Raw genomic sequence first — 13816 nt, 5'->3', positions numbered from 1 at the left:
TGTCGCGGGATCCCGGGAATGGCCGAAAAAGCTTAAGGTTCATGGGCTATGACGGGGACAGTCAGCCCCCGACGGGCCCGTGAGCGAGGATGGCGGAGTGGACCAGGAGGGCATGGCCGAGCGCATACCCTGGGAGATCGTGCTGCCGGACGAGACGGCGACCGAGGATCTCGGCCGTTTCCTCGCCGAGATCCTGCGGCCCGGCGACCTGGTGGCGCTCTCCGGCGGACTCGGCGGCGGCAAGACGACGCTGGCCCGGGCGATCATCCGCGAGATCGTTGGCGATCCGGATCTCGAAGTCCCAAGCCCGACCTTCACCCTGGTACAGCCCTACGAGGGGCGGAGCGGCCAGGCCGTGGTCCATGCCGACCTCTACCGCCTGCGCGGGCCCGACGAACTGGTGGAACTCGGCTTCGACGAGATGACCGAGCGGGCGATCGCCCTCGTCGAGTGGCCTGACCGGCTGCCGCCGCGCCACGGCCCGACGCTGGCCATCGACCTCTCGCTCAAGCCCGAATTCGGCGACGACGCCCGGCTCGCCCGCCTCATCGGCGGCGGCGGTCTCGGTGGCCGTCTGATGCGCGCGCGCGCGCTCCGTGTTCTCCTCGACCGGTCCGGCTGGGGCGAGGCCGAGCGGACCCACATGCAGGGCGATGCGTCGAGCCGGTCCTACGAGCGACTCACCAATCCGGACGGCACCAGGGCGGTGCTGATGATCTCGCCGCCGAAGCCCGATGGCCCGCCGGTGCGGGACGGCAAGCCCTACAGCGCCATCGTCCACCTTGCCGAGAGCGTCCACGCCTTCGTGGCGGTGGATCGCGGCCTGCGGGCGCTGGGCCTCTCCGCCCCCAAGATCCTCGGCGAGGACCTGGATGCCGGGCTGCTGATCCTGGAAGACCTCGGCACCGAGCCGGTGGCCGATCAGAACGGCCCGCGCCCCGAGCGCTACGCCGAGGCCGTGAAGGTGCTGGCCCGCCTGCACGGCACGAGCCTGCCCTCCGTGCTGCCGGTGGCCGAGGGCCGCGACCATGTGCTGCCTCCCTACGACCGCGAGGCGCTGCTGTTCGAGGCGGAACTGCTGCCCGACTGGTACGCGCCCTTCGTCGCCCACAGCCCGCTGCCGCCGGCGGCCCGGGCGAGCTTCGTCGCCGCATGGGACGAGGCACTGGACGGGCTCGAAGGCGAGGCCCGGACCTGGACCCTGCGCGACTACCACTCGCCCAACCTGATCTGGCTGCCCGAGCGCGACGGGATCGAGCGCATCGGCCTGATCGACTTCCAGGACGCGGTGCTGGGCCACCCGGCCTACGACGTCGCCTCCCTGCTCCAGGACGCCCGGGTCGATGCCAGCGCCGAGTTCGAGCTGCGCCTGCTCGGCCTCTATGCCCGCGAGCGGAAGTTGCGCGACGCCGAGTTCGACATGCAGGGCTTCGCCCGCGCCTATGCGGTGCTGGGGGCCCAGCGCGCCACCAAGATCCTGGGCATCTTCGCCCGCCTCGACCGGCGCGACGGCAAGCCGGGCTATCTCGCCCACCTGCCGCGCATCGAGGGCTACCTGGCCCGCAACCTGGCCCACCCGGCGCTTGCCGGCGTCCGGGCCTGGTACGCCACGCATCTGCCGCGCCTCTGTCCCGACTTCTGACCGCTCCGCTTCACGAAACCCCGCTCGCGATGACCGATCCCCAAAGCCCCGCCGTAACGCGCGCCTTCGTGCTGGCCGCGGGCCTCGGCAAGCGCATGCGCCCGATCACCGCCACCACGCCGAAACCCCTGGTCGATGTCGCCGGCAAGGCGCTGGTCGATTACGCCCTCGACCGGGTGGCCGAGGCCGGTATCCCGGAGGCGGTGGTGAACGTGCATTACCTCGCCGACCTGATGGAGGCGCATCTGGTGCGCCGCCGCCGCCCGCCGCTGATCGCGATCTCGGACGAGCGCGAGCGGCTGCTGGAGACCGGCGGCGGGGTGAAGAAGGCGCTGCCGCGTCTCGGGACGGCGCCGTTCATGGTGCTCAACTCCGATTCCTTCTGGCTCGAAGGGCCGCAGCCGAACCTCCGCCGCATGATCGCCGCCTGGGACGCGGAGCGGATGGACATGCTGCTGCTGCTCGCCTCCGCCGCCACGAGTCTCGGCTATGACGGGCCGGGCGACTTCCACATGGACAAGGAGGGCCGCCTGACCCGCCGGGCCGAGCGCGAGGTCTCGCCCTTCGTCTATGCGGGCGTCGCGATCCTGAAGCCCGACCTGTTCGCCGATACGCCGGAGGGTTCGTTCTCGCTCAACCTGCTGTTTGACCGTGCCATCGCGGCCGAGCGCCTCTTCGGCCTGCGCCTCGACGGGCAGTGGCTCCATGTCGGCACGCCGGAGGCCCTGCGCGAGGCTGAGGAGCGGGTGAAGGCGAGCGCGACGCAGCCGTGAGAGGCCGGATGCGTCCGGCCGACGAGAGAGCGCTGGCCTCTCCTCTCGCCGCGGGCGGGGAGAGGGGCGCGACTTCCTTGTCGGGGTCGTGACACGCGGAGGCGTCGCAGGAGCGAGGGGGGCCGGAGACGTCTCTTCCGCAAACACCCCCCTTACACCAACGGCCGAAGATGCTGACGCATCGATTCGATCTCGGGCAGGCCCGAGATCGACGCGGCCGTTGACTCCATCGCGAATTGTCGATGCTAAGCCCAGATGTCCGGGATTGTGGGCTTGGCGACAGTTCGAGAACGGCACCAAAGGTCGTTTTCTTTCGACCGTTGGTATTCCCTTCGCGGCGAACCCGCGGTTTGCAGCTCCCTGGGTCCCGTCGGACCTCAGGTCTTTCCCCGCTCGCGGGGAGAGGGGAGACCCGTGCCTCCTCCGCATGATGGTCGAGGCGGCAAGCCTATGACAGGTGCGGGGTCTCACCGTCGTCTCGTGCAAATGGAGCACACGGATTCACATGCCCCCCGGCTACGCGATCGGCCCCCTCGACGACATCGCCGCCGTGCTGGCGCTCAACGCCGCCCATGCCGCCGAGACCTCGCACCTCGACGAGGCCGGCCTGCGGGCGCTGATCGACCAGTCCGTCCTGGCCGCCGCCGTCACCGGCCCGGAGGGCCTCGCCGCCTTCCTGCTCGCCCTCGACCAGGCTGCCGCCTATGCCAGCCCGAACTTCCGCTGGTTCCAGGCCCGCTACCCGCGCTTCGTCTATGTCGACCGGATCGTGACGGCCCCGGCCCAGCGCGGCCGCGGCCTTGCCCGCGCGCTCTACGAGGCGCTGTTCGCACAAGCCCAAGCGTCCGGGCACGACCGGGTCGCCTGCGAGGTGAACCGCCGGCCGCCCAATCCCGCCTCCGATGCGTTCCACGCCGCCCTCGGCTTCACGGAAGTCGGGAGCGCCGAGATCCTTGGCGGAGCGAAGACCGTGCGCTACCTCCTGCGCGAGACCGGCCGGTGAGCGAGGGGCACGTCTTCACCATCGCGCCGGGGTCGCGTTTCCTCGACACCCTGGCCGAGTCGCTCCTCTCAGGCCGCCTCGTCGGCGACCTGGCCGGCGGGCCGTTCGGGCTCGCGGCCGTCACCCTGTACCTGCCGACCCGCCGCGCCGCCCGGGCGCTCGCCGCGATCCTGGCCCAGGAATGCGGCCCGGCGGCGCTGCTGCCGCGGATGGTGCCGCTCGGCGAGGCCGACGCGGCCGAGCTCGACCTCCTGGCTGCGCCCCCGGGCGAGCGCCGCGACGAGATCCTGCGCCCGCCGATCCCGTCGCTGGAGCGGCGGCTGATCCTGGCGCGCCTCGTTCAGGCCTGGGCCGGCACGATCGACCGCCAGCTCCTGCCCCTCGGCGACGAGGTGCCGTTCCGGGTGCCGTCCTCGCCGGCGGACGCGGTCGGGCTGGCCGCCGACCTCGAAGGGCTGATGGACTCCCTCACCGTCGAGGGCCTGCCCTGGGACGACATCGCGGGAGCCGTCGAGGCGGAGCATTCGCGCTACTTCTCCCTCACCCTCGATTTCGTGCGGATCGCTGCCGAGCATTGGCCCCGGATCCTGGCCGATCGCGGGGTCGCCGATCCGGTCCAGCGCAGCCGCGCCCTGGTTCTGGCGGAAGCCGCGCGGCTCACCCGCGAGCGCCCGGCCGACCCGGTGGTGGTCGCCGGCTCGACCGGGTCGGTGCCGGCCACCGCCCGGCTCATCGCCGCCATCGCCGGCCTGCCCCGCGGCGCCGTGGTGCTGCCTGGCCTCGACCGCGACCTCGATGCCGCCGGCTGGACCGCAATCGACCCCGCGGGTGACGGCGAGGCGGCGGCCCATGCCCATCCGCAGGCGGTCCTCCACCGCCTCGTCGGCAAGGATGTCCTCGCCCTCGACCGGGCGACGGTGATCCCGCTGGGCACCCCGAATCCGGCCGCCGCGGCCCGGGCCGGACTGTTGTCCCAGGCCCTGCGCCCGGCCGAGACCACGGACGCCTGGGCGGATCTCGACCCGGCCTTCCGCGATCGGCTCGCCCGCGAGGGGGCCGCCGGCATCCGGGTCGTCGAGGCCGCCGACGAGCGCGAGGAGGCGCTCGCCATCGCGGTGGCCCTGCGCGAGGCCCTGGAGCAGCCGGGCCGCACCGCCGCCCTGATCACGCCGGATCGCGCCCTGGCGCTCCGGGTCGCCGCCGAGCTCGGGCGCTGGCGCATCGTCGCCGACGATTCCGCCGGCGAGCCCCTGGCACGCAGCCCGGCCGGACGTCTCGCGCGGCTCGCCGCCGACGTGGCCGCCCTGGACGCCAAGCCCGAGCGGGTCCTGGCGCTGCTCGCCCACCCGCTGGTGCGTCTCGGCCTGAGCCGGGCCGAGGTGGAGCGGGCGGCGAGCGCGCTGGAGATCGGATGCTTGCGCGGGCCCGCCCCCGCCAAGGGGTTTTCGGGCATCGAGGAGGCTTTGCGCCTCGCCCGGACCGAGGAGCGTCTGCACGATCCCCGCCCGCGCCGGCGCCTCACCGCCGAGGAGTGGGAGGCGGCGGAGGATCTGCTGCTGCGCCTCTCCGTCGCCTTCCGGGACTTCGCCGCCGATGAGGACGATGCCCCCGACGACCTGATGACCATCGCGCGCGGCCACCGCGCTGCCTGCGACCTCCTGATGGCGGGACCCGAGGAGGATGAGGCGGAGCCCGATACCTCGGTGGCGGTGCTCGACGCCCTGTTCGACGACATGGAGCTGGCGCAGCCGGGTCTCCTTGCCGGCCGCTTCTCCGACTACCCGGCCTTCTTCACCGCGCTCGCCCGCGAGCGGGTGGTGTCGCGACGCCAGGCCAGCCCGCATCCGCGGCTGCGCATCCTCGGCCTCCTGGAAGCCCGCCTCCTCTCGGTCGATCGGGTGGTGCTCGGCGGCCTCGACGAGGGTGTGTGGCCGCCCAAGGCCGAGACCGACGCTTTCCTCAACCGGCCGATGCGCAACCGGGTCGGCCTGCCACCGCCGGAGCGGCGCCTGGGCCAGACCGCGCACGACTTCGTCCAGGCGCTGGGTTGCCCCGACGCGGTCATCACCCGGGCACACAAGCGCGAGGGCGCGCCGACCGTGCCGTCACGCTTCCTCCAGCGTCTGCGCGCCTTCGCGGGGGAGGAGGCGTGGACAACCCTCGTCGCCGGGGGGCAGCGCTTCCGAGGGCTCGCCGCGGCGATCGAGGCGGGCCCCGGTCCGGTGCCGCCGCGCCCGCGCCGCCCCGCGCCCCGGCCCGACCCTGCCCTGTTCCCGCGCTCACTGAGCGTCACCGAGATCGAGACCCTGGTGCGCGATCCCTACGGGATCTTCGCCCGCCACGTGCTCGGCCTCGACGCGCTGGAGCCGGTGGCGGTGCAGCCGAGCGCCAGTGACCGCGGCACTCTCGTGCATGCGGTGCTGGGCGGCTTCGCCGAGCGCTTCCCGGACCGCCTGCCGGCCCCCGACGAAGCCGCCCAGGTGCTCTATGGGCTGGCCGCCGACGCCTTCGCGCCGATCTCCGACGCCTACCCGGAACTCTATGCCGAGTGGTGGCCGCGGTTCGTGCGCCTGGCCGAAGCCTTCCTGGCCTGGGAGACGGAGCGTCGCCCCGGAATCCGGCGCGTCCACCCGGAGGCGGGCGGGCGCTGGGCGCTGGACATTCCCGGCGGCCACGTTCTGACCCTGCGCGCCCGGGCCGACCGGATCGAGACCCGCCGTGACGGCGGCCACACCATCATCGACTTCAAGACGGGCCAGCCCCCGAGTGCCCGCGAGGTCTTCGCCGGCTTCTCGCCCCAGCTCACGCTGGAGGCGGCGATGCTGCGTGCCGGCGCCTTCAAGGGGCTCAAGCCCACCGCCGAGACCCCGGACCTGCTCTACATCCGCGCCGGCGGCGGCAAGACGCCCCTCGACCCCGCGCCGCTCAAGGCTCCACGGGGCGATGGGCGCACGCTCCCCGACCTGGTCGACGCTCACGTGGCGGGCCTGCGCCGGCTCGTCGGGGCGTTCATGGCCGGGGAGGCCGCCTACCTGTCCCGGCCCTACCCGAAATACGCCAAGGCTTACTCGGATTACGACCACTTGGCACGGGTCAGGGAATGGTCTCTGGTCGAGGGGGAGGAGTGAGACGCATTCCGGGCAGGTCCGGCTGGTTCCGCACGGATCGACCAGCACGAAATCAGTACCGGCACTTTCAGCCGTCCTCGGCTAGAGCGCTTCACGATCGCGTTGCAATCGCGAAGCTTCTCTCGCTGTTTGATTTTGACGCATTTTCTACGACGAACCGGTATCCACTTCGTCGGACAATGCTCTAAGCAGATTTCGCCGAAGTGGTCACCGGTTCGGCGATAAAAATCTGCAACAAAACAAGAACCTAAGCGGGCGAAGCGTTGGCCTGCCAACGCAAGCCTGCTTAGATGTTTGGTCCTGGGATCCGCTTCGGATGAGGGCCCCCGGGACGATCGCCCGGGGGCTTTTTTCATCGTCACGCCTTCGCGAGCACGTAGGTCCCGGGTGCCGGCCCGAGCGAGGGCAGCACCCCGCCGCCCGGCTGCCGCGCCGGGACCCGCTCGGAATTCTGGTATTCGAGCCAGTTGAACCAGTAGGGCCACCACGAGCCCGGATGCTCGGTCGCGGCCGAGAGCCAGTCCTGGAGCGTGCCGTGGGCGGGCCCCCCGGTCCAGTACTGGTATTTGGGCTTGGTCGGCGGGTTGACCACGCCGGCGATGTGGCCGGAGCCCGCCAGCACGTAATCGACGGTGCCGCCGAAGGCCCGGCAGCCTTCGAAGACCGAGAGGGCCGGGGCGATGTGGTCCTCCCGCGTGGCGAGGTTGAAGACCGGAATCGTCACCTTGCCGAGGTCGAGGCGCACGTTGCCCAGCACCATCTCGCCGCGTGAGAGCTTGTTGTCGAGGTAGCAGTTGCGCAGGTAGAACGAATGGTTGGCGGCCGGCATCCGCGTCGCGTCGGAATTCCAGTACAGGAGGTCGAAGGGCATCGGCGCCTTGCCCTTCAGGTAGTTGTTGACCACGTAAGGCCAGATCAGGTCGTTCGGACGCAGCATGTTGAAGGCATTGGCCATCTTGGCGCCTTCGAGGTAGCCGCGCTCCTTCATGCCGGCTTCGATCGAGCGGATCTGCTCCTCGTCGACGAAGACCTTCAGGTCGCCGGCATGCGTGAAGTCGACCTGCGTGGTCAGGAAGGTCGCGCTCGCGATGCGGTCGTCCCCCACCGCCGCCATGTAGGCGAGGCTCACGGCGAGCAGCGTGCCGCCGACGCAATAGCCCGCCGCCGAGACTTGGCGCTCGCCCGTCGCCCGCTCGATCGCCTCCAGAGCCGCGAAGATGCCTTCGCGCATGTAGCTCTCGAAGTCCTTGTCGGCGTGGCGCGCATCCGGGTTGACCCAGGAGATCACGAACACCGTCAGGCCCTGACGCACCGCCCAGCCGATATAGCTCTTGTCCTTGTTGAGATCGAGAATGTAGAACTTGTTGATCCACGGTGGCACGATCAGGAGCGGACGCTTGAGCACCGTGTCGGTCTGCGGCGCGTACTGGATCAGCTCGATCAGGTCGTTGCGGAACACCACCTCGCCCGGGGTGTTCGCCATGTTGACGCCGACGCGGAACTGGCCCGGATCGGTCTGCCGGACGCGCAGCTCGCCGCCGCCGGCCTCGACATCCTCGGCCAGCATCATCATGCCGCGCACGAGGTTGGCGCCGTTCTCCCGGACGGTCTCGCGGAGCAGCTCCGGGTTGGTCGCCACGAAGTTCGACGGCGACATCGCGCCGGAAATCTGCCGGACGTAGAACTGCGCCTTGGCGCGGGTGTGATCGTCGAGCCCCTCGGCCTCGTCGACCAGGATCTCGGCCCAGCGGGTGGTGATCAGGTAGCCCTGCTTCAGAAAGTCGAAGACCGGGTTCGAGGTCCATTCGGGGGCGGCGAAGCGCTTGTCCTTGGGATCCGGCAGGGCGACGGGGGCCACCGTCTCGCCCTGCATCCGTTGCAGGGTCGAGCCCCACAGGGCCAGGAACTGCCCGCCGATCAGGCTCTGGGCCTCCATCGCCTTCTGGGGGTCGGTGAACCACTTCTCGGCCACGCTGCCCAGCGTGCGGACGACCTCGGTCACCGAGTCGGCGAGCGCGGTGTTCGGCTTGCCCTCCTCGAGGGGCTTGGCGTAAGCGGCGAGCGCGCGGCTGAACTGCTCGGTCATCAGGCCCGCATTGCGCGACAGGGCCTCCACATCCGCCATTGGTACTTGCGCAACCGGCGCCGTACTCCTCTCCGATGTCACGCGCGTTCTCCTCCCTCATTGTCGGCGGACCGCCGTGGCAAGCCGCCTTTCGGACAAAATATCGGCGCAAACTGCCGGTTCCGCCAGATGACCGGACCGGGTTTCGTCACCGCCACGGTGCCCCTGCGCAAGGTTCCCCAAACGTCATGCCCGCGTTCCCCGCTCTTTCGCCCAGGCTCACCGGCGCCGCAATCCTCCTGGTCAGCCTCGCAACCGGCGGCTGCGTCGTCGACGGGGCCTCCGTGCGCGACGCCGCCAAGTCGGCCGGGTTCGGCCCCACCGAGGTCGCGGCGCCCGACTTCGTGACCCAGTCCCGCCGCGGCGCCAAGGACTTCCTGCCGGTCGGCGAATCGGCCCCGCCCCGCGAGACCCGGGCCAAGTCGGCCGCCGGGGTGAAGGCGCTGGAGGCCGAGCTCGATGCCAGCCGCCAGCGCAACGAGGCGCGGGGCCGCGACGCCGCCCGGGTCGGCGGTGCCGTCAAGCCGCCGGCTCCGCCGACATTGCCGCCGGCCGAGTGACGCCCATCCGCCTAACGTCCCGGATCCCTGAACTTCCTCTCGCTCCAAAACCCCTCTAGACAGCGTGTGTGACACGCGCGTCGCAGCGGCGGCGCCGATCCAGGACCCGGCCATGACCGATTTTCATCGCATCAAGCGACTGCCCCCTTACGTCTTCGAGCAGGTCAACCGGATCAAGGCCGCCGCCCGCGCCAATGGCGCCGACATCATCGACCTCGGCATGGGCAATCCCGACCTGGATGCGCCCCGCCACGTGATCGAGAAGCTGGTGGAGACCGCCGGCAAGCCGCGCACCGACCGCTACTCGGCCTCGAAGGGCATCGCGGGCCTGCGCCGCGCCCAGGCGAGCTACTACCAGCGCCGCTTCGGCGTCTCGCTCAACCCCGACACCCAGGTGGTGGCGACGCTCGGCTCCAAGGAGGGCTTCGCCAACATGGCGCAGGCCATCACGGCACCGGGCGACGTGGTGCTGGTGCCCAATCCGAGCTACCCGATCCACGCCTTCGGCTTCCTGATGGCCGGCGGCGTGATCCGTTCGGTCCCGGCCGAGCCGACCCCGGCCTTCTTTCCCGCCGCCGAGCGGGCGATGCAGCATTCGATTCCCAAGCCCGTGGCGTTGGTGGTCTGCTATCCCTCGAACCCCACTGCCTACGTCGCCTCCCTCGACTTCTACCGCGACCTCGTTGCCTTCGCGAAGAAGCACGATCTGATCCTGCTCTCCGACCTCGCCTATGCGGAGGTCTATTTCGACGATGCCAACCCGCCGCCCTCCGTGCTCCAGGTCCCGGGCGCGATCGATGTCGCGGCGGAATTCACCTCCCTGTCCAAGACCTTTTCGATGGCCGGCTGGCGGATGGGCTTCGCGGTCGGCAACGAGCGGCTGCTGGCGGCGCTGACGCGCGTGAAGTCCTATCTCGATTACGGCGCCTTCACGCCGATCCAGGTCGCCGCCACCGCGGCCCTGAACGGTCCCGAGGACTGCATCCACGAGATGCGCGCCACCTATCGCCGCCGCCGCGACGCGATGGTCGATGCCTTCCAGAAGACCGGCTGGGACATCCCGGTACCCTCCGCCTCGATGTTCGCCTGGGTGCCGATCCCGGAGCGGTTCCGTGGCCTCGGCAGCCTCGAATTCTCGAAGCTGCTCGTCGAGAAGGCCGACGTGGCGGTGGCGCCGGGGATCGGCTTTGGCGAGCATGGTGACGACTACGTGCGAATCGCGCTGGTCGAGAACGAGCAGCGCATCCGCCAGGCGGCCCGCAACATCCGCCGCTTCTTCGACACCGCCGACCGCACGCTGCACAACGTCGTGCCGATGCAGAAGGTCGGCTGACCACGCCTTTGTGGCCGGGGGGCGACAGGAGTGGCGCAATCGCGCGTCCGGCCGCCCCCCGGCCCGGCCCCGGGTTGATCCGGGCGACCCGCGGCGTCAGGGTGCGGCCACGGTTTCGCTCCACCCTGGGTATCCGATGCGTCGCTCGCTGAAGCTCGTCGTTCTCGCCGCCGCGGCCGCTCTGCCGGCCGCCTGTGCGCCGAACCCGATCATCGCCCGCGATCCGGTCCCGGCCCCGAGCCCCGACGCCGCCTATCGCTGCTCCTCGACCCCGGCGCTCCTCAACGGCTACTGGGCCGAATGCGACCGTGTGCGCCGCGAGCGCGATGTCGTGGTCCGCACAAAGGGCTGACACGCAGCCATAGCGGACAGGTCGCCGCGCCCTCGGAACCGGGCGCCGCGCGTCATGCGTTGACGGGCATCCGCTCCCGGAGGATGCCCCGCGTGGTCCGTCGTTTCGTCCTGCCGCTCGCCGCCCTGGCCTGCCTCTCGGCCCCGGCGCTCGCCCAATCGCCCCTCGCCATGCGGGTGCGCCCGCCGGTCGCGCCCGACATCTATGACCGCGCCGCGGCGCCGGGACCCATCGTGCTGCACGTCTCCCCCCACGTCGTCGTGGGGCCGATGCCGCTCGGGCCGACCGGTCTCGTGCCGATCCGCGCCGTGCCGGTCGCCGCCGTCATCAATGGGGGCGCCTTCGGGCCGACCGGCTTCGGCTATTACGATGACAGCATGAGCGAAGGGCCGCTCAACCGCCCGCACCGCAGGGCTGATTACATCCTCGGCAGCCGGGGCGACTGATACCAACGGCCCAGGATGCTGACGCATCGGGCCGTTGATCCATCTCGAATTTTTGATGTCAAGCCAGAGGCTTAGCAAAAATTCGAGAACGGACCAAAGGTCGTTTTCTAACGACCGTTGGTATGACCCCTCCACCCTTCGACGAAGGACACGTCCATGCGCGCGCGCCTCCTCGCGGCGGGCCTTCTTGCCGGTTTCGTCCCCCTCGCCACGGCGTTGCCGGCAGCGGCCCAGAGCGTCGGCTACGTCACTGGCTTCCCGGGCAAGGATCCGGCCGGTGACGATGAGATCGGCTGGGGGCCGGCCTACCGGCCCGAGACCACGTTCTCGCAGCCCGGCACCCCGCCGACGCCCGGCGACTTCGCGGGCGCCGCCTATCGGGCGCGGACCGGGCACGGCCCCTATGACGGGATCCAGGCTCCGATGCGGCCGGTCCGCGCCGACCAAGACCGGTCGCCGGGCTATGGCGGCGCACCAGCCGGATATGACGGCGAGCCGGCCTATGCCCCGCGGATGCGGACGGTGCGCAGCAGGCCCGTGGCCAAGCCTCGGCATCACGCCAAGGCCAAGATGCATCGGGCGTACCGGCAAGTGATGCGGTGAGTGCAACTCGCGTTGAGCGCGCGTGATGCGGTGAGGAGATCTTGGCGCGCGAGATCCGCCATGCCACGTCGGCGTCGGGGACTCGCGGCCGATGCCCGCGACGGGCAAGATCGTCCGGTCGATCCTCCGGCGGGCCTTGCGGGAGCAGCAATTGGACAGGATGGTGCGATGGCCGGTTCGCCCCGGAGGCGCCATCGAACCGTCGCTCGCCGTCAGACCCGCGCCGGCCCCTGGTGACACCATGAAGCTCCATCACTGCGTCGGCGCCCGCTCGTTCCGGCCGCTCTGGGCCCTCGAAGCGCTCGGCCTATCCTACGAACTGGCGATGCTGCCATTTCCGCCGCGGGTCCAGGCCAAGGAGTACCTCGCCCTCAATCCCCTCGGCACGATCCCGCTTTTCGAGGACGGCGAGACGCGGATGACCGAATCGGCGGCGATCTGCGAGTACCTGGCGGCGCGCCACGGCGCCGGGGGGCTCGGCGTGCGGCCCGACGAGGCGGAGTACGGGCGCTACCTCAACGCGCTGCATTTCGGCGAGGCGACCCTGACCTTCCCGCAGACCCTGGTGCTGCGCTATGGCCGGTTCGAGCCGCCGGAGCGGCGCAATCCCGGCCTCGTCGCGGATTACGCGCGCTGGTTCCTGTCCCGGCTCAAGGGGTTCGGCGCGGTCCTGGGGGATCGTCGCTTCGTCTGCGCCGGACGTTTCACCGCCGCCGACATCAGCATCGGCTACGCCCTGATGCTGGCCGAGTTCGCCGGGCTCGCCGACCAGTGGCCGGACTTCGCCAGGACCTATTGGGACGGCCTGAAGGCCGAGCCGTCCTATGCCCGGGCGCTGGCCGCCGAGCGGGCGGCGGCCGAGGCGCAGGGCATATCGCCGGTGCCCGCCCCGCTGGGCGGCTGACGGCCACGGTCAATCGAGGGCTGCCGGCAGGCGGGGGCGATCCTTGATCCAGCGCAAGGTCGGCCGGGCGGCGATCTGGAAGGTCTTACCGGCGATCACGCCTTGATCCCGGGATTTCAGATGTCCATCGCCAGCATCATGGTGTCTCTCGACCTCGGACGGAGTGCCGCCGACCGTGTCCGCCTCGCGGCCGATTTGGCCTTCCGGTTCGAGGCCGGCCTCACCGGCCTCGCCGCCCGGACGATCGACGCGCCGGCGCCGGTCGGCGACATCGTGGCGGCGCAGGACGTCTATGCCTGGGACCGGCGCGCCCTCATCGACGAACTGGCGCAGGCCCGGGTGGTGTTTGCGCGGAATGCCGGCACCGCCTTGCGGACGGATTGGCGCCAGGGCGAGGCCGGGGCCGAGGCGTTCCTGGTCCGGCAGGCGCTGGCTGCGGATCTCGTGGTGGTCGGGCGCGACCCGCAGGGCGATGGCGCGGGGGCTCTCGGCGCCGCGCCCGGGCCCGTGCTGATGGAGGTCGGCCGTCCGGTCCTGGCGGTGCCGCCTCGGACCGACCGCCTTGCGGCCGCCCGCATCGTCGTCGCCTGGAAGGACGCTCCCGAAGCGCGCCGCGCCGTGACGGCCGCTTTGCCGTTCATCACCCGTGCGGATCAGGTTTTCGTCGTCAGCGTGGGCAGCGAGGCCCGGCTCGAGGGCGCCGGGGAGGTCGCAGACCATCTGGCCCGCCACGGCGCGCATGTCACGGCGCACCCGCTCACCGGGCCCACCCGCGACGTCGCTGGCGAGATCCTGCGCTTTGCCGCGCAGCAGGACGCCGACCTCGTGGTGATGGGCGGATACGGCCATTCGCGGCTGCGCGAATGGCTGCTGGGTGGCGTGACCCGGGACATTCTGGATGACGCGCCGCTTTGCTGCCTGATGTGCCACTGAGACGATGTGCGGAT

12 protein-coding genes are annotated in these 13816 nt (G+C 71.0%); 11 read left to right on the top strand and 1 reads right to left on the bottom strand.

Annotated features, from left to right (window positions below; all coding sequences use genetic code 11):
* Nucleotides 1-112 precede the first annotated feature (112 nt).
* The 4 genes from tsaE (at nt 113) to addB (ending at nt 6546) form a co-directional block, all read left to right on the top strand.
* Nucleotides 113-1642 (top strand): tRNA (adenosine(37)-N6)-threonylcarbamoyltransferase complex ATPase subunit type 1 TsaE, encoded by a 1530-nt coding sequence (gene tsaE, locus VP06_RS23490; RefSeq protein ID WP_197093272.1) that lies wholly within the window; start codon nt 113-115, stop codon nt 1640-1642.
* Nucleotides 1643-1671: 29 nt separating this feature from the next.
* Complete coding sequence (locus VP06_RS23485; RefSeq protein ID WP_048466220.1) at nt 1672-2415, top strand: nucleotidyltransferase family protein; 744 nt, start codon at nt 1672-1674, stop codon at nt 2413-2415.
* A gap of 505 nt (nt 2416-2920) precedes the next feature.
* Nucleotides 2921-3418 (top strand): GNAT family N-acetyltransferase, encoded by a 498-nt coding sequence (locus VP06_RS38235; RefSeq protein WP_048466219.1) that lies wholly within the window; start codon nt 2921-2923, stop codon nt 3416-3418.
* Nucleotides 3415-6546, top strand: coding sequence for a double-strand break repair protein AddB (addB, locus tag VP06_RS23475; RefSeq protein ID WP_048466218.1), 3132 nt, complete (start codon nt 3415-3417; stop codon nt 6544-6546). The genes VP06_RS38235 and addB overlap by 4 nt, the downstream gene beginning before the upstream one ends.
* Before the next feature lie 358 nt (nt 6547-6904).
* On the opposite strand, the gene phaC is transcribed toward addB, so the two are convergent.
* Nucleotides 6905-8713, bottom strand: a complete 1809-nt coding sequence (gene phaC / locus VP06_RS23470) for a class I poly(R)-hydroxyalkanoic acid synthase (protein ID WP_048466217.1) — start codon at nt 8711-8713, stop codon at nt 6905-6907.
* A 146-nt stretch (nt 8714-8859) separates the two neighbouring features.
* On the opposite strand from phaC, the gene VP06_RS23465 reads away from it, so the two are divergent.
* The 7 genes from VP06_RS23465 to VP06_RS23435 all read left to right on the top strand — a co-directional run bounded on the left by VP06_RS23465 (nt 8860) and on the right by VP06_RS23435 (nt 13802).
* Complete coding sequence (locus VP06_RS23465) at nt 8860-9231, top strand: hypothetical protein (protein WP_048466216.1); 372 nt, start codon at nt 8860-8862, stop codon at nt 9229-9231.
* A gap of 112 nt (nt 9232-9343) precedes the next feature.
* On the top strand, nt 9344-10564 hold the full coding sequence (locus VP06_RS23460) for an LL-diaminopimelate aminotransferase (protein WP_048466215.1): 1221 nt from the start codon (nt 9344-9346) through the stop codon (nt 10562-10564).
* A 136-nt stretch (nt 10565-10700) separates the two neighbouring features.
* The gene (locus VP06_RS23455; RefSeq protein WP_048466214.1) at nt 10701-10916 is read left to right on the top strand and encodes a hypothetical protein; all 216 of its coding nucleotides are present in this window, start codon (nt 10701-10703) and stop codon (nt 10914-10916) included.
* A gap of 92 nt (nt 10917-11008) precedes the next feature.
* Nucleotides 11009-11362: a hypothetical protein gene (locus tag VP06_RS23450; protein WP_245291285.1), complete on the top strand. Its 354-nt coding sequence runs from the start codon at nt 11009-11011 to the stop codon at nt 11360-11362.
* Between the two features lie 156 nt (nt 11363-11518).
* Nucleotides 11519-11965 (top strand): hypothetical protein, encoded by a 447-nt coding sequence (locus tag VP06_RS38230; RefSeq protein WP_048466212.1) that lies wholly within the window; start codon nt 11519-11521, stop codon nt 11963-11965.
* A 241-nt stretch (nt 11966-12206) separates the two neighbouring features.
* On the top strand, nt 12207-12869 hold the full coding sequence (locus VP06_RS23440) for a glutathione S-transferase family protein (RefSeq protein ID WP_048466211.1): 663 nt from the start codon (nt 12207-12209) through the stop codon (nt 12867-12869).
* A gap of 120 nt (nt 12870-12989) precedes the next feature.
* Nucleotides 12990-13802 (top strand): universal stress protein, encoded by an 813-nt coding sequence (locus VP06_RS23435; protein WP_048466210.1) that lies wholly within the window; start codon nt 12990-12992, stop codon nt 13800-13802.
* Nucleotides 13803-13816: the final 14 nt, after the last annotated feature.

Source organism: Methylobacterium aquaticum, assembly GCF_001043915.1.
GTDB classification, from domain to species: Bacteria; Pseudomonadota; Alphaproteobacteria; order Rhizobiales; family Beijerinckiaceae; genus Methylobacterium; species Methylobacterium aquaticum.
Note: the sequence above shows the minus strand (reverse complement) of the source record. Positions and strands in the feature narration are given on the sequence as shown.

Excerpts from the sequence above, each read along its gene's own strand:
- VP06_RS23440 (WP_048466211.1), top strand. The coding sequence starts at position 12,207 with ATGAAGCTCCATCACTGCGTCGGCGCCCGCTCGTTCCGGCCGCTCTGG.
- VP06_RS23455 (WP_048466214.1), top strand. The coding sequence starts at position 10,701 with ATGCGTCGCTCGCTGAAGCTCGTCGTTCTCGCCGCCGCGGCCGCTCTG.
- VP06_RS38235 (WP_048466219.1), top strand. The coding sequence starts at position 2,921 with ATGCCCCCCGGCTACGCGATCGGCCCCCTCGACGACATCGCCGCCGTG.
- VP06_RS23435 (WP_048466210.1), top strand. The coding sequence starts at position 12,990 with ATGTCCATCGCCAGCATCATGGTGTCTCTCGACCTCGGACGGAGTGCC.
- VP06_RS38230 (WP_048466212.1), top strand. The coding sequence starts at position 11,519 with ATGCGCGCGCGCCTCCTCGCGGCGGGCCTTCTTGCCGGTTTCGTCCCC.
- VP06_RS23485 (WP_048466220.1), top strand. The coding sequence starts at position 1,672 with ATGACCGATCCCCAAAGCCCCGCCGTAACGCGCGCCTTCGTGCTGGCC.
- VP06_RS23460 (WP_048466215.1), top strand. The coding sequence starts at position 9,344 with ATGACCGATTTTCATCGCATCAAGCGACTGCCCCCTTACGTCTTCGAG.
- tsaE (WP_197093272.1), top strand. The coding sequence starts at position 113 with ATGGCCGAGCGCATACCCTGGGAGATCGTGCTGCCGGACGAGACGGCG.
- VP06_RS23465 (WP_048466216.1), top strand. The coding sequence starts at position 8,860 with ATGCCCGCGTTCCCCGCTCTTTCGCCCAGGCTCACCGGCGCCGCAATC.